The organism is Ruegeria sp. PrR005 (assembly GCF_010500245.1).
Taxonomy (GTDB): domain Bacteria; phylum Pseudomonadota; class Alphaproteobacteria; order Rhodobacterales; family Rhodobacteraceae; genus Ruegeria_B; species Ruegeria_B marisflavi.
On the sequence record NZ_JAAGOX010000053.1, the window covers coordinates 227,128 to 244,483 of the forward strand.

Consider the following 17,356-nt stretch of genomic DNA (forward strand, 5'->3'; position numbering starts at 1 on the left):
GGCTATGTGACCTGTTGCGCATCCACCGGGGCCACTGGCCTGCCCGAGCCGCCCAGGCATATCGACATCATCCTGCCCGAGGGCGCCGCGCCCTCTTCGGCCAGAATGCTGGCCGATCTTTTCCGGGCCGCCAACGAGATCCTCCCGGGCAAGCCCTATCGCATCTCGGTGCACCGGCTCTCGGCCCAACCGGGCGGCGACCCGCGCAAATGGCAGCGCCGTACGGTTATCTTCATGGGCGACATCCACAAGAGATGGCCCGTCGCCGACAAGGACTCCGCCCGGATCCACCGTATCCTGTCGCTGGCCCCGCGCACCGTACTGATCGGCGGCGCGGTGTTCCTGTTGGGTGATACCGGGCTGGCGCAGGGCCGGGCCATGGCGGTTCATCCCAACTTCTCTGCCTCCGCCCGGGAAGAGGGGCTGGATTGCGGCGATGGGTCCGACCTGACAACCCAAAACGGCTGCATTTCCACCGCCATCAGCGCCTTTGCCGCCTTGCCGGTCATACTGGAGCTGATCGCGCAGGATCACGGTGCCTTTGCCGCCCATGCGCTTGGCACCTATCTTGGCCTGAAACAGACCCAGCCCAACCGGCACAGCCGCCTGTCTCTTGGGCTGCTGCAAAAGGCGCGTGGCGACCGGCTGATCGACAATTGCCTGTCGCTGATGCAGGCTCATATCGAACAGCCGATGAAGATCGGTGAACTGGCCCGGCATCAGGGCGTGTCCACCCGCAAGCTGCAACGCCGGTTTCTCGATCTGATCGGCGAAGGGCCCCTGACCATCTACCGGGCGCTCAGGATCGAAAGGGCGCAGCAATTGCTCGTCCAGACCAGCCTGCCCCTGTCCGAGATCATTCTGGCCACCGGGTTTGGCACCCATTCGAACCTCGCCCGCTGGGTGCGCAAGGAATATGGTGTCAGCCCGCAGACCCTCAGACAGCAGGCATTTCGCGGCGCCGCCTGATCCCCGTTGACAGGCCCGGCGCCGATCAGCACAAGTTTTGCTCATGACCGAGATAATGGACCTGACCGCCTGGATCGGGCGGAGCGAGACGCGCAGCGAGCGCATTGCCCCCTTTCCCGCCAATGCCCTGGCGGCGACCCTGGATCGTGACGATCCCGAGTATGTTGACGGATCGCATCTGCCACCGCTCTGGCACTGGCTGTATTTCCTGCCGGTCTACAAACTTTCTGATGCCGGGTATGACGGGCACGCCGCCCTTGGCGGCTTCCTGCCGCCGGTGCCTTTGCCGCGCCGGATGTGGGCAGGCAGCCGGTTGCGGTTCCTTGAGCCGCTGAAGATCGGGCGCGCGTTGCGCAAGGTCTCCACCGTCCGTTCGGTCGCGCCGAAAGAGGGGCGGACGGGCCAGCTTGTCTTTGTCACCGTCGGGCATCAGGTGTTCGACAATGAAACCCTGTGCGTCGAGGAAGAGCACGACATCGTCTACCGCGAGGCTCCGCGCCCTGCCGACCCGGTGCCGCCGCCACCCACGGCCCCGGACAGTTGGGATTTCGCCCGAGATATCCACCCCGACCCGGTGATGCTGTTCCGCTATTCCGCGCTCACCTTCAACGGTCACCGCATCCATTATGACCAACCGTTCTGTGTCACCACTGAAGGGTATGAGGGGTTGGTCGTGCATGGCCCGCTGCTGGCCACGCTGCTGCTGGACCTGCTGCGGCGAGAGAAACCGCATGCCACCGTGCGAGATTTCGAATTCCGTGCCGTTTCCACTGTGTTCGACACCACCGAATTTTCGGTGCATGGCGCCGCCGAGGCGGATGGCAAGACCTTCCGGCTTTGGGCCCGGCGGCACGACGGCGCCCTGGCGATGCAGGCCCGTGCTACGATTGGCTAACCTGCGGATTTTGGGAAAAAAGGTGTTTTTCACGGCTGGGTGGGAAGGTTTGATCGGCTATAGGGATAGCGGACGATAGAACCGAACGCGTGGGATGGTGGAAACAATTCCAAAGCCATGAATGCTGCAAGGGCTTTTTAGGCTCAGCTTTTATTAGGCACTCACGGATAAACGAGCCAGCAGCGTTTTTTTACGCTTGCCTCCAGCGAAGAGCACGAGGCGACAATAGGGCCGTTACCAGCGTGTGCCAGGTGTTTGATCCCATGATTTGATGGTGTGATCCATACGCCGGAATGACAGGAAGCATTATGGGATAAATTCGTCATGGCAGCGGCACGACTACGCTCGCAGTCCGAGCTGCGATACAGCGATCACAGGCTTCTACCGTGGTGCTGAGCCGGGAACTCGGGATCGATCCAAAGACTGTGTCGAAGGGGCTCGAGCGCGAGACGGTCGAGGATCGCAAAGTGGGGCCGAAGGAACCGCGCCCGACCGTTCTCAGCGCGGCCGAGGAGGCGAGGGTGTTTGCATTCCGTCGGCACACACTGCTGACTTTGGACGACTGTCTCTATGTTCTTCAGCCTTCGATCCCGCCCCTGACGCGTTCAGCGTTGCCTTCAGCGACTACATGGCAGCGTACAACATCGCACGCAGGCTCGAAACGCTTAGCGGCCTCACGCCGTACGAGTACACTTGCAAAATCTCGACTTCAGATCCAGATCGACTCATCCTCAATCCGATCCACCAGATGCCTCGTAGCGTAATTTGATGCACCGCGTCGCGCTTGAACTCGTCGCTGTAACTGCTTGTACCGGCCTTCAATCTTGCACCACTATGTCGTCGACAGTAGTGCGCAAGCGACTCCAAACTGAAGTTTTCCTTTTTTGTAACCTGTTTGTATCCCCGGGAGAGTCGCACATCAGGGCAGAGCACTCCATCCAGGCAAGATTTCGGCATAAGAATGATTATGTTAACCTGGATCGTCGCTGGATTACAGTTGGAATCCGCATTGGGCACTTTGTTCGGCTGTGCGACCCGACGCCGTCACTCGCGCCGCCCGCCGGGAGAAACCGAGAGCGTGGTCCGGTTGGGCGTGGTCAATCGTCTCCTTTATAGTATCCGATCACATCGCTCTCGGTGGTCGCTCCAAGCCCATTCAGCAACCGGTTCGAGTAGTTGAAATACGCACAGACCTGATTGACCTCCAGGATTTCCCCGTCGTCGCATCCGGCGATCTTCAAGGCTTCGAAATCGGATTTGACCATCTTTCCGACAGAAGTTGTCAGTTTCCCGGCGTACCGCAGCAAGGCAAGTTCCTTGCCCGAAAACTCCTCTTCCGGGCGGTGCGCTTTGAGAGCCAGAAATATCCGATCGGATCGTTTCTGATCTCGCAGCAAGTTCCGCACATTCATGAAATGATGCGTCAGCGAATAGGTGCAGTCGTTCAGGATCGATGTGTAGCTTGCGACCACTTCCAGGAACCAGAACGGCAGCACGTTGTCTTTCGAATGAAGCACTGAGCGATACAGTGTCACGTGCCCGTTCATCGTTTCCGGTCTGAGTGAATGCACCCGCATGACGGTGTCGACCGTCCCGTGCGGCGTGCGCGCGTTGTCCAGCATCTCCTTAAGCCGACCATCTGCCTGCTCGTCCGGAACCATTTCAATCCACGCACTCATGATTTCACTCCTCCAGTTGCAGTTACAGGATATGAGGCAAATCACCCTAATTCACAGTAGAATTTTCAACTGAGGAGAAATTTGTCTAGGAACGACCGCCGGCGCGAGAGTATGATGGAACCGATCTCGCAACGCGGTGGGAATACATGTCGGAAGAAAGACTTCGGGCTGGAGCAGAGAACCTTTTGCGCAATTGCAGCGGTCTGAACCCAGGGGATCACCTTTTGATTCTTCAGGAAGACGCCGACAACGGATATTACGACGCCGACCTCGCCGCCGTCATTGCGGGTTGCGCCAAAACAATGGGCATCGGGACCGAGCTTAGAACGGCGCCTTTCGATCCCTTGGGGTCGGTCTTGCCGACAGGCATTCAGACGGCCATGGCGGCCGCTGATCGGACCTTGTTCCTGTCACGCAGTGGCGACCAGATCAGGTTCAGCGAGGAGATGCGCGAAACACGGCCTATCGTTGCCTATGTCCTGGATACAGAGATGCTGGCGTCAAGGTTTGGTGCCGCGCATTACAGTGGCTTTGTGCAGATCAAGGATGCCGTGAACACGCTGTTGGCGAATGCACGGACAATCCGTGTGACTTGCCCGTTGGGAACGGATTTCAGCGGACCGGGGGCCAACTTTCCCGACAAAGGAATAACAGACGTCGCAATCACCCGGTTCCCGATGTCAGTTTTTGCTCCCGTCCCAGTTACCGGGTTTTCCGGCGTGATTGTACAGGATGGGTTTCTGGTGGGGACGGGATCCAAGTTTTACAAACCCTACGGCTGCCAACTGAACTCCCCTGTCGAAATTCACTTCAGAGACACCAAACTCGAGGGCTTTAGGGGCGAGCCCGAGGATGTCCAGCGCGCAACGATGCATTTTCGCCGCGTCGGAGAACAATTCGGGCTGGATCCCATGACGGTTCATTCCTGGCATGCGGGAATTCACCCGGGCTGCTTCTACACCAGACCGGCTGCCGAAAATTTCGAACGGTGGAGCGGCAGTGCCTTCGGGAATCCGCGGTTGCTGCATTTCCATACATGCGGAGACTATGCCCCCGGAGAGATTTCCCTGAATGTACTGGATCCGACCATCGAGGTTGACGGGGATAAGATATGGGATGTGGGCGTTTTCCACGTTTCCCGTGTTCCCGGCGGAGCAGAGATCCTGGAACGTTACCCGTGTATCCGCGCGACATTCGACAACCCGGAAACGCAGGTCGGTCAGGGGCCGACAGGGCGGCTTTCAGTCCTTTGACAAGGTCTCAGTCGGCAGAGGTTTCCGATCTGATCTGACGGGCCACCCGGGTGCGAAAACGCATTGCGCCGGCGTCCAGGCCAAGATTGATATAGCCGGACTTGCGGTTCGCCATGCCTGTTTGAACGTGCTCCAGAACTTCCTTGTCCTCATTGAACGCCATCGTCGCGCCTTCGAACATCCGTTGCGAGAGCTGATGATCCTCTGCATGCATATTGCGGTGCTGAAACCAGAAATACCGGGACTGGCGCGCATTTACAGGGGTTATGAAATTGTAGGAAATGTTCACAAAGGCATTGGGAGAGACCGGCCTCTGCGCGCCGCCCTCTCCCGCAGGGGTATAGACCGACATGTTGATCGCGGTGGATGGCAGGCGACATTCATAGTGCTGTTTGCGGTCGCAGGTGGGGCCAAAGGGCAGCATGGCTTTGTAGTACGGTGGCGGCTCCTCGCCCAGAACCCAGCGCGAGACGATAACACCGTTCTCGATCTCCTCCAGATCCAGGGGCCGGTTATCGGTTCCCGCCCCCGCGAATGACGAAAGATGAACCCAGGCCACATGGCTCGGGTCGAGAAGATTGTCGATTATGTAGAGGTAGTGACAAGCCATCTCCATGGCGCCTTTCGGCGTCTTGCCCCAGTCAGGATTGTCGAAGTTGGGGATGTCCAGAATTTCGTCTCTGTCCGCCTTGTCCGGGTCACCCATCCACAGCCACAGGAAACCCCACCTGTCTTCGGCGGGATAGGAATGAACAGCGGCGCGCCGCGGAGGATTGTCGAGCTGGGTCGGGGCAATGACACATTCGCCGGTACAATCGAAGGTCAGGCCGTGATACCCGCAGACCACGTTGTCACCTTCGACAGAGCCGCGCGACAGGGGCAACTTGCGATGCGGACAGGCGTCCTCCAACGCAATTGCATTGCCATTGGTGTCCCGAAAGATCGCGATTTGCTCTTCCAGAATGGTGACTGCGCTCAACGTCCGCCCAAAGTCCTCGCTGCGTCCGGCGACATACCAGCTGTTTCGCAGGAAACCTTCCGCTCCGATCAGGTCAGGCCGCATATTCACCCCTTACGCAGAAAAAACATCAAACGCCTTCAGCGCCTTGGCGCTATAGGCATACGAGGGCCCACCCCCCATGTAGGTGGCCATCGCCAGGGCCTCGCACATCTCGGCCCGGGTCGCGCCAAGACGGACGAGCGAACGGACGTGAAAACCGATACAACTGTCGCATCGGGTCGCAATAGCAATCCCCAGCGCGATGAATTCCTTTGTCTTTTCGCTCAAGGCGCCATCGGTCTTGGCCGCCTTGCCCATGATGCCGAAACCGCGAACGGTTTCCGGTACCTCTTTCGAATAGGCCGCGATATCGCCTTCGATTTCGGTCATGAAGGTTTTCCAGTCCATGCCTCTCCTCCTCACCCCCGTTCGTCCGAGCCCATGCGCCGCTCCAGCCAGCGCACACCGGCGCTGATGATCAGGACCAGTACAAGGTATTCAAGGATCAGCAGGGTATAGATTTCCAAGGGTCGGTATTCGGTAACCACCAGTTCATTGGCGCGGCGGGTCAGTTCCTGCATGCCGATGACGCTGGCAAAGGCGCTCATCTTGACGATGTAGATGAACTGGTTGGCCAGCGGCGGCAGAATGCGCCGGATCGCCTGTGGCAGGATCACGTAGCGCATGGTCTGGAGGTAGTTCAGACCGATGGTCTGCGCCGCTTCGGTCTGACCCTTGGCGATCGACTGAATGCCGGCGCGATAGATCTCGGCTGTGAACGCACTGTCGGACAGAGCCAGCGTAATGACCGCCCCCCAAAACGGATCAATCGGGATGTTCAATCCCATCTCGCGGAAAATGATCGGCAGCCCGTAGAACACCCAGAACAGCATGGGCAACAGGGGGATGGAGCGGATGAACTCCACATAGACCCGGTTGACCAGCCTCCAGCCGCGTTTCTTGGACAATCCCGGCAGGGCAACGACAAGGCCCACCACGATGGACAGAACCGCCGCGATAACCGAGATCAGAATGGTGTCGCCCATGCCCGAGATCAGGAACTTGATATTGATCCAGCCCCCCGGCGTCATCGGATTGATGACGTACCAGCCCCAGGTCGAGGAACTGGAACATCCCGAAAGCGCCAGAATGGGAAGTGCGAGAAGCAGGAGTTTCTTCATCAACCCTCGCGCCTCAATGCTGCAATATCTGTGACAGGAACTTCTGACAGCGGGGGGAACGCGGCGCCCCGAAAAACTCCTCTGGTGACCCCTGCTCGACGATCTCGCCCGCGTCCATGAACACCATCTGATCGGCCACCTTTCGGGCAAAACCCATCTCATGCGTAACCACCACCATGGTCATGCCCTCTTCGGCCAGCGTTACCATGACATCGAGAACCTCAGAGATCATTTCCGGGTCCAGCGCCGAGGTCGGTTCGTCAAACAGAAGCACCTTGGGTTCCATGCACAGCGACCGTGCAATGGCCACCCGCTGCTGCTGGCCTCCGGACAACTGGCCGGGGCGCTTGCGGGCCTGCTCCGGGATATGCACCCTTTCGAGATAGTGCATCGCGCGCGCCTCGGCCTCTGACCGGGTCATGCCGCGTGCCTTGATCGGGCCAAGCGTCAGGTTTTCAAGAACCGTCAGGTGCGGGAACAGGTTGAACTGCTGGAACACCATGCCAACCTCAGAGCGGATGGCCGCCACAGATTTCGGATCGTTGGTCAATTCCACCCCGTCGACGCGAATCGTCCCCTCCTGATGCTCCTCCAGCCGGTTGATGCAGCGCACCACGGTCGACTTGCCCGACCCCGACGGCCCACAGATCACGACTTTTTCACCCAGACCGACAGACAAGTCGATATTCTTAAGAACATGGAAGGTTCCGAACCACTTGTTCACACCCTTGAGTTCGATCGCTTGTGTTGATCGGGGCTGGATTTGGGCGGACATTTTTCTTCCTGGGAAATATTTTTCTTGAGGTTAGCGGTGTGCTTGCCCTTAAATCAAGTATCAAATCCACTGGTTTTCCAGTCAGGAATAGAACCACTAACGGGAGATACCTATGAATAGCTTTCTAAAGGCCATAGCGATTGCCGCTGTCGGCGTGGTGCTGTCGACCGCGGCACAGGCGCAATCGGCGCTGAACGACATCTTGGACAACGGGGTTCTCAAGGTCGGCACAACCGGCGACTGGAACCCGATGACGCTGCGCGACCCTGCGACCAACAGCTACAAGGGCTATGACATCGACATCATGAACGAATTGGCCAAGGACCTGGGTGTCGAGGTCGAGTTCGTTCCGACCGACTGGAAGACATTGGTCAATGGCGTGGTCGCCGGACAGTATCACATTACCGGCTCGGCTTCGATCTCACCGCCCCGTATGAAGGTTGCGGGCTTCTCGGAAAGCTACATCGCCGTCGAGATCTTCCCCTTCACCACCAAGGACAAGGCCGACAAATTCTCGGGCTATGACTCGATCAACCAACCCGGCGTGAAGGTCGCCACAACCCTTGGCACCACGTTTGAAAAACTGGTGCGGGAATGGTTCCCCAACGCCGACATCAAAGTGGTCGAAGCGCCCGCACGCGGATATCAGGAGGTTCTGGCCGGCCGTGCCGATGTTTTCGTGACGTCGAACATCGAAGGGTCCACGCTGGAGGCCAAATTCCCTGTCGTGCGCGTACCCAATGCCGAACCCCGCGCGCCCTCGCCCATCGCCATGATCCTGCCTCAGGACGATCAGGTCTGGATCAACTACGTGAACAACTGGGTAAAGGTGAAAGCGGCCCAGGGTTTCTTTGAAGAGAACCGCAAGAAATGGGGTCTTTAAGCTCCTGACCGGGTGGCCGCCTTTGGCGGCCGCTTCCCTCAGACGTCGTTCGAAACTGCCTTGGTCACCAGGGTAATGAAACTGACCCTGTCCGTCTTGAGCTCAACCGGCCCATGCGCATTGCTTGATTCAAAGCTGATACTGTCCCCCGGTTTCATGTGGTATTTGGCTTCTCCGCACTGGAACACCATTTCACCACTGGTGACATGCATGAACTCCAACCCCCGGTGCCGGTAGAGCGGGCGCGGTTTCAGTGGCTTTTCAAGCGTGACACTGAAGCTTTCAAAACAGACATGACTTGCCTCGGCCCGTCCGATCATCTTGTAGGTATGACCAAAACCACTTCCCAGCCTCTGCACGGTCACCCCTTCGCCCGCCGCGACAAAGGAAACATCCGAATGCTCAACCGTTCCGGCAAAGAAGTTGATCAGCGGAACTCCGATGCCGCCAGCTAGCGCCGCCAGGGTCCCCAACGAGGCGGAAACCTGGCCGCGCTCAATCTTGGATATCATGGCCGTGGACACACCAGAGCGTGTCGACAGTTCGGCCAACGTCAACCCGCCCAGCATCCGGTGCGTCTTGACTGTCGCTCCTACAACCTGGTCCAGCGCAGGTTTCTCGATATCCAGCGGCGGTGAATCTTCCATACCGACAGGTTATTATGCTCTAGCGCAAAGGGAAAGCGCTCTGCCACCACAGGTGTCCGTCGTCAAAAGGAGAGGGGAATGCAGCTGTCCCACATGACCTGGCAACAGGTCGAGACATGCCTGAAAAAGGGTGCCGCTGTCATGGTGCCCGTCGGTTCGACCGAGCAGCATGGCCCAATGGGCCGGATTGGAACCGACACCATCTGTGCCGAAGCGGTCGCCTTGGCCGCGGCCGAGATTTGCGGCGCGATCGTCGCGCCACCGCTTGCCTATACACCGGCTCCGTTCAACACGGCCTTTCCCGGGACGGTTTCCATGCCCGAGGACCTGTTTCAGGCACATGCCACAGCGGTGTTCCGGGGACTGATGGCGCAAGGGTTTCGCGGAGTCTACGTCGTCAACGGCCACGGGGCGAACATTCGGCCATTGGAGAATGTGGCAAGGGACCTGGCACCATCTCCCATCTGCATCCGCAGTTGGTGGGAACCCACAGAGGTCAACCGGATGCGCAAAACGCTCTACGGCGATTGGGAAGGGATGCATGCCACCCCATCCGAGATCGCCATCACCCAGGCATTGCTGGGAACGTTACCCGCAGGCGAGGCTGCCCTGCCGCCGAAATCGCTGAGTGCCGACTACATCCGGGCGCATGCGGGCGATCGTCACGGTCCGCCAGATGCACACAGGGCCGAGTTTCCCGATGGCCGGGTCGGATCGCATTCAGCGCTTGCAAATCCCGTGGATGGGGCAAGGCTGCTTGAAAGCGCCGCCCGGGGCATCGCGGTCGAGTTTGCGGAGTTCCTGAACAGGGTGCGTTGAATATCCCTTGGACAACGAAAAGAGGCCAGCAAACGTATTGCTGGCCTCTCTTTACATCCCTCGGCCGAAGGATCGACCGATGACTACGGTTCAGTTCAGATCGAACCGATCGGCGTTCATCACCTTGGTCCAGGCTGCGACGAAATCGGCAACGAAGTCGCTCGCCGCGTCGTCCTGGGCATAGCGTTCGGCCAATGCCCGCAGTTGCGAGTTCGAGCCAAACACGAGGTCGACACGTGTCGCCGTCCAACGGGGCTCACCGGTCGCCCGGTCGCGGCCCTCGTAAACGCCATCGCCGCTCGGCTTCCATTCGGTCCCCATGTCGAGCAGGTTCACAAGGAAATCGGTGCTCAACACGCCGGGACGATCCGTCAGCACGCCATGCTTGGAACCGCCGTGATTGGCGCCCAGAACACGCAGACCGGCAACCAGAACCGTCATCTCAGGTGCCGTCAGACCCAACAGTTGCGCCCGGTCCACAAGCATCTCTTCCGGAGACGTCCGCAGCTTGCGCGCCTGGTAGTTCCGGAACCCGTCCATGACCGGTTCCATCACAGCAAAGCTTTCGGCATCTGTCTGTGCGGCCGTCGCATCGCCACGGCCCGAGGCAAATGGAACTTCGACGTCGTGGCCACCGGCCTTAGCGGCCGCTTCGACAGCAGCAGAACCCGCCAGAACGATCAGGTCAGCCATCGACACCTGCTTGCCATCGGCACTGAAGGCCGACTGGATGCCTTCCAGAACGCCCAGAACTTTGGCGAGTTGCGCGGGTTCGTTCACCTCCCAGTCCTTTTGCGGGACCAAGCGGATGCGGGCCCCGTTGGCGCCCCCGCGCATGTCCGACCCGCGGAAGGTCGAGGCCGAGGCCCAGGCTGTCGAAACCAGCTCGGACACAGTCAGACCCGAGGCAAGGATCTTCTCCTTCAGCGCCTTGGCGTCCCCTTCGCTGATTTCCGGGCCGGCTGGAATGGGATCTTGCCAGATCAGTTCCTCGGCGGGAACTTCCTTGCCCAGGTATCGAGCGCGCGGGCCCATGTCACGATGGGTCAGCTTGAACCAGGCGCGGGCAAAGGCGTCTGCAAAGGCCGCAGGATCCTCGGCAAAGCGCTTGGCATGCGGCGCCAGCTTTGGATGATACCGCAACGACAAGTCGGCAGTGGTCATCATCGGACGATGCTTTTTCGACGGGTCAAATGCATCTTCGACCATATCCTCTTCCGCGACATTGGTGGCCAGCCAGATATGGGCGCCTGCCGGGCTCTTGGTCAGTTCCCAGTCGTACTTGAACAGAACCTTGAAATAGCCCATGTCCCAGGTGGTCGGGTGCGGCTTCCACGCCCCTTCGATGCCCGAGGTAATGGCGTCTCCGGCCTTGCCCGAGCCATGCGAGGACAGCCATCCCAGGCCCATCGCCTCGATCGGGGCCGCTTCGGGCTCGGGGCCGACCGCAGTGGCCGGGCCGTTGCCGTGCGCTTTGCCAAACGTGTGGCCGCCAGCGACCAGCGCCACCGTCTCGGCCTCGTCCATCGCCATCCGCCCGAAGGTGTCGATCACATCGTGGCCTGAGGCCACGATGTCAGGGTTGCCGTCCGGGCCCTCGGGGTTCACATAGATCAGGCCCATCTGCACCGCGGCAAGTGGGTTTTCCAAATCGCGTGCTCCGGAATAGCGGCTGTTGGCGGTGTCCGAGGGGGCGAGCCATTCGCCTTCGGACCCCCAATAGATGTCCTCCTCAGGCTCCCAGATATCGGGGCGTCCACCGGCAAACCCGAAGGTTTTGAAACCCATCGACTCCAACGCCACGTTCCCGGTCAGGATCAACAGATCGGCCCACGAGATTTTGTTGCCGTATTTCTTTTTGATCGGCCACAGCAGGCGGCGCGCCTTGTCCAGGTTACCGTTGTCTGGCCAGCTGTTCAGCGGGGCAAACCGCTGGTTGCCGGTACCGCCACCGCCGCGCCCATCAGCCAAGCGGTAGGTGCCAGCTGCGTGCCAGGCCATGCGGATGAAAAGCGGGCCGTAGTGGCCGTAATCGGCGGGCCACCAATCCTGGCTGTCGGTCATCAGCGCGGTCAGATCAGCCTTCAGCGCATCGAGGTCCAGCGACTTGAACGCCTCGGCATAGCTGAAATGCGCCCCCATCGGATCCGATTTGGACGAATGCTGGTGCAGCACCTTCAGGTTGATCTGGTTGGGCCACCAATGATGGTTGCGCATGCCTGTGCCTGCGGCTTGTCCGTGCACAACTGGGCACTGGCCCGCGGCGGGGGCGTCGTTTCCGTCCATGTCTGTCTCCAATCTGGGTTGAGCAAAACCTACTCGAACAGGTGGGAACGACATCCTTGTTACAGGACCGTTCCCACCTGTTTGACGGGATCAGGCTATCAAGTTGGATTGATCGGATTAAGTTCTATTTTCTGATACTTTCGATAATTTTACCCTATGACAAGTTTCATAGGTCCCGCGGCCCCGTCATCACCCACGGCCCAGCCTATCCAAAGCGGGTTTATGCGGCTGCCGGGCGGCCCGCATTGTCTTCGATCACCATCCGGGCCGCCCGGGCCGCCAGCATCATCGTGGGCGCATTGGTGTTGCCTGATGTGACATTTGGAAACGCCGAGGCGTCGATGACACGAAGCCGCCCGATCCCATGTACCCGCAACCGATTGTCCGTTACGGACACGTCCGGCCCGACACCCATGCGGCATGTACAACTGGCATGGAAAACGGTCCCTGCGCGCTGTCGGAAATTCTCCAGCAAGGCATTGTCATCCATCCCCAGAATGTCCGGGTCGCGCCGGGCGCGGGTCACTTGCCGCATTGTCGGCGATTGCGCCAGTTGTTGGAGCAAATGGCTGGCTGCAACGGCAGTTTGCTGGTCTTCCGAGGTGGAAAGTGAATTGGGTTGGATGCGCGGTGCATCTGTTGGATCGGCTGACCTCAGTGTGATCCAGCCCCGGCTGGTTGGCCGACAGGGTTGAACGCATAAAAGGAATCCGTTGTCGCGGTCGACGCGCGGCGCCCCGTCCGGCAGGGTCGCATAGGTCGCAGGGTTGCAATACACCTGAACATCCGGGAAAGATGCGCCGCTGGTCCGCAGATACCCGCTCACCTGATTGACGGGAACAGACAGGGGCCCGCCGCGCGTCAGCAGATATTGCACGCCGGCGCGCAGCTGCCCTGTTCGTCGCCCTAAGATACCGTTCAGCGTCGCCTCGTTAGCCCAGTAATAGTGGGACACAGCCAGGTGATCCTGTAACCCCCGCCCGACATGCGGATGGTCCAGGGTCACAGCGATACCGAGGGCCCTGAGATCGGCGGCGGGACCGATCCCCGACAACATCAGCAGCTTGGGCGAGTCGATTGCCCCTGCGCACAGCATCACCTCGCGCCGCGCGGTAGTTTCCCGGACCTCGCCGTTCAGCCGATAGCGGACCCCGGTCGCCAATTTCCCTTGTGTCAGAATACGTTCGACGCGCGCACCACTGACCACGGACAGGTTGTGCCGCTTAGTTGCCGGCCGCAGGAACGCGTCGGCGGCGGACCATCGGCGTCCGTTCCGGACCGTGGCGCGCATGTACCCCATCCCTTCGTTCGGATGATGGTTCTGACCCGTTGGTGCGCTGCCGTTGAGATCCTCAAGAATAGGCCAATGCAGATCGCGGGCGGCGTCCAGGAAGTGGCGGCTGAAGGGGGACATCGCGTTCTTCAGATCGCTTACTACAACCGGGCCGGAGCCGCGCGAGGTTCCATCCGCTTCGACAACGGTTTCCAGCGCGTCATAGGTTTCCTGAACGGTTTTCCAGTCCCAGCCCGTTGCGCCGGCTTTGGCCCAATCGTCAAAATCATGCGGCAGGCCACGCATGTATGCCATCGCGTTGATCGACGAAGACCCGCCGATCACCTTGCCGCGCGGCCAGTATCCGGTCCGTCCGCCAAGGCCCGGATCAGGTTCGGCCTGGTATTTCCAGTTCACCCGGGCATCGGAAAAAGTCAGGCCGTAACCCATTGGCATCTTAACGGAAAATCTCTCATCGCTACCCCCTGCCTCGATCACCTGCACGGTAAAACGGCCGCATTCGGACAGTCGGTCGGCCAGAACACAGCCCGCCGAACCGGCGCCGACAATGATGAAATCGAATTCAGGCGCCTTGGTCATGGTCGGTCTTTCCGCGATTTGTCCGAGCAATTTCCGAGGGAAAAATGGACAAATCAAACGATGTGTTTTACGCCTGAGGCGAAACCAGGATTGAAGCTGACCCATGCCCTCCCTGCCCCATGTCACATGGCTCAAGTCCTTCGAAGCCGCGGCGCGGCATAGCAGTTTTTCCTCTGCGGCAGCGGAGCTGAACCTGACGCCGGCGGCCGTGAGTCAGCAAATTCGCCTTTTGGAACAACATCTTAAATCGCAACTTTTCCAACGCCTGCCACGTGGAGTCAAGCTGACAGATATAGGGCAGGCCTATGCCCAGACGATCCGGAAGAGCTTTGATGAGATGGCGGTCGCGACCGACGGGTTGTTCGGCAAGCAACGCAAGCGAGAGGTCCGTGTGCGCGCCGCGATCTCAAGTGCCACGCTGGTCATCGCGCCGCGCTTGGCCGCGTTCCAGACCGCACATCCGGACATAATTGTCCGTTTTGTAACCTCGATCTGGGCCGATCGGTTCGATTTGTACAATCTCGATCTCGATATCCGCTGGGGTCTGGGAACCTGGGACGAACCGCTGGTTCAGCATCTGGGCCACGAATCCGCGGTGCCGGTCTGCCATCCCGACTTTGCCGCCGCCCTGGGCGGGGCGCCGGATGTCGCGACGCTGGCCCGGTCACAGGTGGTGCAGATCATCGGCTCGGAGACCGACTGGCGCAAACTATCGGACCTGCATGGGCTGGATCTGGATCCGACGGCCGATTGGATGTACGCCGACAGTTCGCTGAGCGCGCTTCAAATCGTCAGCGCGGGCACCGGAGTGACCATGGTGCTGGAGAGCTTTGCCCGCCCCTATCTGGAGCGGGGCGAACTGATCGTTCCGGTCGAGTGCAAACTGCCCAAACGCCGGGCGCACTATCTGGTGACCCGCGACGAGGCGGCCCAGCGTGACGAAGTGCGACAGTTCGCGGTTTGGGTCACCGGGCTTTATCGCGAGTTGTTGTCGGAATAGGGCGAAAACCGGCAATCCGGGTCAAATGCACCGATGACACTTGCGTTGACTGGGCGGTTGAAGAATGGATTTTCGAGTGGGGTACAGGCGGTGTACCCGTCAGCTGAGACCTCGGCAGCGACCGCTTTGTCGTTGTCATGTTATCAGGCGTTTGGGCACTTGGTGATGGCTGGTAAGGGGTTCACCAGTTCAAAGCCGTTCCGATTTTCATCAGCTTTTAAGGCTCTGGACCCTTTGATTGTGTTGCAGTCGTTGCTGGGTGGTGATCCAAACGCCTGAACGTCAGCCTGCCGAAATTGATTCCGATCGCTGCTGAAACCTGACTACCAAGATGGAGCAACCCGTTTCAGCATTACCGTGATGTAACCACTTCGCTCTCACTAACGCTGCTGGGGCTGCTCTCGGTTTGCAGCGCCGGTATCTCGAGCTGTTCCGATACATTCTGGATCAAGCGAGTTTCGAGTAATTGCCCATTCTGATAGAGAATCGGATAGGCAATGGAAGCGATATGGCTGTTGAATTCCCGAAAAGCCCGCAAGGTCTCCAGATGTATATCGCTGGTCTCGAAGCTTTCGGTTGTGCCATGTTGCAACCGGCGCAGGTGGCGTTTGCGACTATCCCGCTCGATGCGCTTGATTTCCGCCTTTTCCAGAGTCAGGAGCCGCGCGCTTGCCAAATCGTCGGAAATGAGCACGTTCGATGCCAGTTTCATGTTAGCAAGAACCCCTTCGTGCATTTGAGTAAGTTCTGTCCAACCCTCTCCGGAGAAACTCAGACGCTTTGCACGCATTTCCCTTGCCAATTCGGTCAGGCGCTTGGCGACCACGTCGCCCGCCGTTTCCAGGCGGATCGCAAACTCCATAAGGTCACGTGCGGTTTTTGCATCTTGTTTTTCATATCGATCCGTGGGGATTGCCGCAACAAATGCACGAATACCCGACAGGCACCGGTTTACGTCCTCATCCATGGCCTGAACCGAACGAATCTGTTCCTTGTCACCGCTGCGGTACAGTTCGAGGGCAGGACGGAACATGGTTTCGACAAGGTCGCTCATTCGCAGCAATTCACGCTTGAGGCTCGGCAAGGCCTGACTGGGGTTTGCGACATTCTCCATGACCAATGCACTGGCTGGTCGTGCGGGCTGCGTTTTCTGTTCCCTTACCTCATCTGGAAAGAGCTTTTTGAAGACGCCCTGCAAACGTCCGCAAAACGGAAGGGCAAGGAGCAGCAGCGAAAGGTTGAACGCGAGGTGCGCATTGATCAGCATCTGGCCCCCTTGCGGGTCACCCAAAAGCCCGGTCCGCAGGGTCAGGTTTGCAGCGAACAAGGTCACCACAGCCCAGCTGCCACGCAGCGCCAGATTGGCATAGGGTATGCGCCGGCCGGAAACGGGCATCCCCCGGGTCAGCCAGACCGGAATGAAGGTCGAGCCGAAATTCGCGCCCAAGACCAATGACATTCCAGCGGCAAATGGGATCGCACCGATCTGCACAAGCGTCACGCACATCAGGATGGCCGCGACCGAGGAGTGCATGACAAAAGCCAGCGCCGCTCCGACAAGAAAAGCCGTGATGTAATCCCGGGCCAGATAATCGGCCACGGCAGGCAAGAACGCACTGTCGCGGATGGGGTCCATCGCCTCGCGCAGGAACTGGAGCGAAATCAGGATGAAAGCCACACCCATAAGAATGCGACCAAGCTGCCGCCCTTTCTTGCTTTCGGTCTTGACGAACAAATAGCCGCCGACTGCCAGCAGCATCGGTACCAGCCAGTCCAGCCGGAAGGACAGGATCTGGATGATCAACGCCGATCCCAGATCGCCGCCCAGCACGATCGCCAAACCGGTGGGAAAACTCAAAATTCCAGTCGCGGCAAATCCCGAGGACAACAGCGCCACAGCTGCCGAGCTTTGCAATACGACAGCCATCATCAAACCTACCACAGACGCTTGCAGGTAACCGCGTTGGCGGGTCATCACCCGCTGGAACGACGCGCCATAGCTACGTTCTATTCCGGTGCGGACCATGCGCACCGCGTAGAGCAGTAACATGGTTGCCCCGGCCAGTTTGATCAGGAAAGCGACAATGGCCATGTTT

General features: G+C 59.4%; 15 protein-coding genes and 2 pseudogenes. 8 read left to right on the forward strand and 9 right to left on the reverse strand.

Translation table 11 applies throughout. The features are described from left to right. Positions 1–6: 6 nt before the first annotated feature. From G0P99_RS19875 to G0P99_RS24845, 3 genes and pseudogenes are all read left to right on the forward strand, one after another. Positions 7–969, forward strand: coding sequence for a GlxA family transcriptional regulator (locus G0P99_RS19875; protein ID WP_370462853.1), 963 nt, complete (start codon positions 7–9; stop codon positions 967–969). Between the two features lie 43 nt (positions 970–1,012). Beyond that, positions 1,013–1,864 (forward strand): MaoC family dehydratase N-terminal domain-containing protein, encoded by an 852-nt coding sequence (locus G0P99_RS19880; RefSeq protein ID WP_203583177.1) that lies wholly within the window; start codon positions 1,013–1,015, stop codon positions 1,862–1,864. 317 nt (positions 1,865–2,181) lie between these two features. Next, positions 2,182–2,478, forward strand: a pseudogene (locus tag G0P99_RS24845) (IS481 family transposase); the annotation flags it as partial. A gap of 483 nt (positions 2,479–2,961) precedes the next feature. Here the strand turns inward: G0P99_RS24845 and G0P99_RS19890 are convergent. Beyond that, positions 2,962–3,543, reverse strand: coding sequence for a carboxymuconolactone decarboxylase family protein (locus tag G0P99_RS19890; RefSeq protein WP_203583178.1), 582 nt, complete (start codon positions 3,541–3,543; stop codon positions 2,962–2,964). Positions 3,544–3,689: 146 nt separating this feature from the next. On the opposite strand from G0P99_RS19890, the gene G0P99_RS19895 reads away from it, so the two are divergent. After that, complete coding sequence (locus G0P99_RS19895) at positions 3,690–4,796, forward strand: hypothetical protein (protein WP_164132217.1); 1,107 nt, start codon at positions 3,690–3,692, stop codon at positions 4,794–4,796. Positions 4,797–4,803: 7 nt separating this feature from the next. Here G0P99_RS19895 and G0P99_RS19900 read toward each other — a convergent pair whose 3' ends face one another. The 4 genes from G0P99_RS19900 to G0P99_RS19915 are packed head-to-tail and all read right to left on the reverse strand — an operon-like array spanning position 4,804 to position 7,752. Beyond that, positions 4,804–5,859: an aromatic ring-hydroxylating dioxygenase subunit alpha gene (locus G0P99_RS19900; protein WP_164132218.1), complete on the reverse strand. Its 1,056-nt coding sequence runs from the start codon at positions 5,857–5,859 to the stop codon at positions 4,804–4,806. A 9-nt stretch (positions 5,860–5,868) separates the two neighbouring features. Continuing rightward, positions 5,869–6,204: a carboxymuconolactone decarboxylase family protein gene (locus G0P99_RS19905; protein ID WP_164132219.1), complete on the reverse strand. Its 336-nt coding sequence runs from the start codon at positions 6,202–6,204 to the stop codon at positions 5,869–5,871. 11 nt (positions 6,205–6,215) lie between these two features. Beyond that, a complete protein-coding gene (locus G0P99_RS19910) occupies positions 6,216–6,977 on the reverse strand; it encodes an amino acid ABC transporter permease (protein WP_164132220.1) in 762 nt (253 codons plus the stop codon). A 13-nt stretch (positions 6,978–6,990) separates the two neighbouring features. Next, positions 6,991–7,752, reverse strand: a complete 762-nt coding sequence (locus G0P99_RS19915; protein ID WP_164132221.1) for an amino acid ABC transporter ATP-binding protein — start codon at positions 7,750–7,752, stop codon at positions 6,991–6,993. Positions 7,753–7,864: 112 nt separating this feature from the next. Between G0P99_RS19915 and G0P99_RS19920 the strand changes: the two genes are divergently transcribed. Then, on the forward strand, positions 7,865–8,635 hold the full coding sequence (locus G0P99_RS19920) for a transporter substrate-binding domain-containing protein (RefSeq protein ID WP_164132222.1): 771 nt from the start codon (positions 7,865–7,867) through the stop codon (positions 8,633–8,635). Between the two features lie 38 nt (positions 8,636–8,673). Here the strand turns inward: G0P99_RS19920 and G0P99_RS19925 are convergent, their stop codons facing one another. Then, positions 8,674–9,282 carry a helix-turn-helix domain-containing protein gene (locus tag G0P99_RS19925; protein ID WP_164132223.1) on the reverse strand — a complete coding sequence of 203 codons (609 nt, stop codon included), beginning with the start codon at positions 9,280–9,282 and terminating at the stop codon, positions 8,674–8,676. A gap of 78 nt (positions 9,283–9,360) precedes the next feature. On the opposite strand from G0P99_RS19925, the gene G0P99_RS19930 reads away from it, so the two are divergent. Then, positions 9,361–10,101, forward strand: coding sequence for a creatininase family protein (locus G0P99_RS19930; protein WP_164132224.1), 741 nt, complete (start codon positions 9,361–9,363; stop codon positions 10,099–10,101). Between the two features lie 90 nt (positions 10,102–10,191). Here the strand turns inward: G0P99_RS19930 and katG are convergent, their stop codons facing one another. Together katG and G0P99_RS19940 are read right to left on the reverse strand one after the other, a co-directional pair. Beyond that, positions 10,192–12,387 carry a catalase/peroxidase HPI gene (katG, locus tag G0P99_RS19935; RefSeq protein ID WP_164132225.1) on the reverse strand — a complete coding sequence of 732 codons (2,196 nt, stop codon included), beginning with the start codon at positions 12,385–12,387 and terminating at the stop codon, positions 10,192–10,194. Positions 12,388–12,607: 220 nt separating this feature from the next. Continuing rightward, positions 12,608–14,260 (reverse strand): GMC family oxidoreductase, encoded by a 1,653-nt coding sequence (locus G0P99_RS19940; protein WP_164132226.1) that lies wholly within the window; start codon positions 14,258–14,260, stop codon positions 12,608–12,610. 103 nt (positions 14,261–14,363) lie between these two features. On the opposite strand from G0P99_RS19940, the pseudogene G0P99_RS24850 reads away from it, so the two are divergent. Further along, a pseudogene (locus G0P99_RS24850) lies at positions 14,364–14,549 on the forward strand (LysR family transcriptional regulator); the annotation flags it as partial. 48 nt (positions 14,550–14,597) lie between these two features. Next, positions 14,598–15,260 (forward strand): LysR substrate-binding domain-containing protein, encoded by a 663-nt coding sequence (locus G0P99_RS19945; RefSeq protein ID WP_239059884.1) that lies wholly within the window; start codon positions 14,598–14,600, stop codon positions 15,258–15,260. Between the two features lie 352 nt (positions 15,261–15,612). On the opposite strand, the gene G0P99_RS19950 is transcribed toward G0P99_RS19945, so the two are convergent. Next, positions 15,613–17,352, reverse strand: a complete 1,740-nt coding sequence (locus tag G0P99_RS19950; RefSeq protein WP_164132228.1) for a Na/Pi cotransporter family protein — start codon at positions 17,350–17,352, stop codon at positions 15,613–15,615. Positions 17,353–17,356: the final 4 nt, after the last annotated feature.

What these genes read in the sequence shown, in the direction of transcription:
- G0P99_RS19925 (WP_164132223.1), bottom strand. Translation starts at nt 9,282, where the DNA reads ATGGAAGATTCACCGCCGCTGGATATCGAGAAACCTGCGCTGGACCAG.
- G0P99_RS19920 (WP_164132222.1), top strand. Translation starts at nt 7,865, where the DNA reads ATGAATAGCTTTCTAAAGGCCATAGCGATTGCCGCTGTCGGCGTGGTG.
- G0P99_RS19945 (WP_239059884.1), top strand. Translation starts at nt 14,598, where the DNA reads ATGGCGGTCGCGACCGACGGGTTGTTCGGCAAGCAACGCAAGCGAGAG.
- G0P99_RS19890 (WP_203583178.1), bottom strand. Translation starts at nt 3,543, where the DNA reads ATGAGTGCGTGGATTGAAATGGTTCCGGACGAGCAGGCAGATGGTCGG.
- G0P99_RS19905 (WP_164132219.1), bottom strand. Translation starts at nt 6,204, where the DNA reads ATGGACTGGAAAACCTTCATGACCGAAATCGAAGGCGATATCGCGGCC.
- G0P99_RS19900 (WP_164132218.1), bottom strand. Translation starts at nt 5,859, where the DNA reads ATGCGGCCTGACCTGATCGGAGCGGAAGGTTTCCTGCGAAACAGCTGG.
- G0P99_RS19910 (WP_164132220.1), bottom strand. Translation starts at nt 6,977, where the DNA reads ATGAAGAAACTCCTGCTTCTCGCACTTCCCATTCTGGCGCTTTCGGGA.
- katG (WP_164132225.1), bottom strand. Translation starts at nt 12,387, where the DNA reads ATGGACGGAAACGACGCCCCCGCCGCGGGCCAGTGCCCAGTTGTGCAC.
- G0P99_RS19915 (WP_164132221.1), bottom strand. Translation starts at nt 7,752, where the DNA reads ATGTCCGCCCAAATCCAGCCCCGATCAACACAAGCGATCGAACTCAAG.
- G0P99_RS19950 (WP_164132228.1), bottom strand. Translation starts at nt 17,352, where the DNA reads ATGGCCATTGTCGCTTTCCTGATCAAACTGGCCGGGGCAACCATGTTA.
- G0P99_RS19930 (WP_164132224.1), top strand. Translation starts at nt 9,361, where the DNA reads ATGCAGCTGTCCCACATGACCTGGCAACAGGTCGAGACATGCCTGAAA.
- G0P99_RS19895 (WP_164132217.1), top strand. Translation starts at nt 3,690, where the DNA reads ATGTCGGAAGAAAGACTTCGGGCTGGAGCAGAGAACCTTTTGCGCAAT.
- G0P99_RS19880 (WP_203583177.1), top strand. Translation starts at nt 1,013, where the DNA reads ATGACCGAGATAATGGACCTGACCGCCTGGATCGGGCGGAGCGAGACG.
- G0P99_RS19940 (WP_164132226.1), bottom strand. Translation starts at nt 14,260, where the DNA reads ATGACCAAGGCGCCTGAATTCGATTTCATCATTGTCGGCGCCGGTTCG.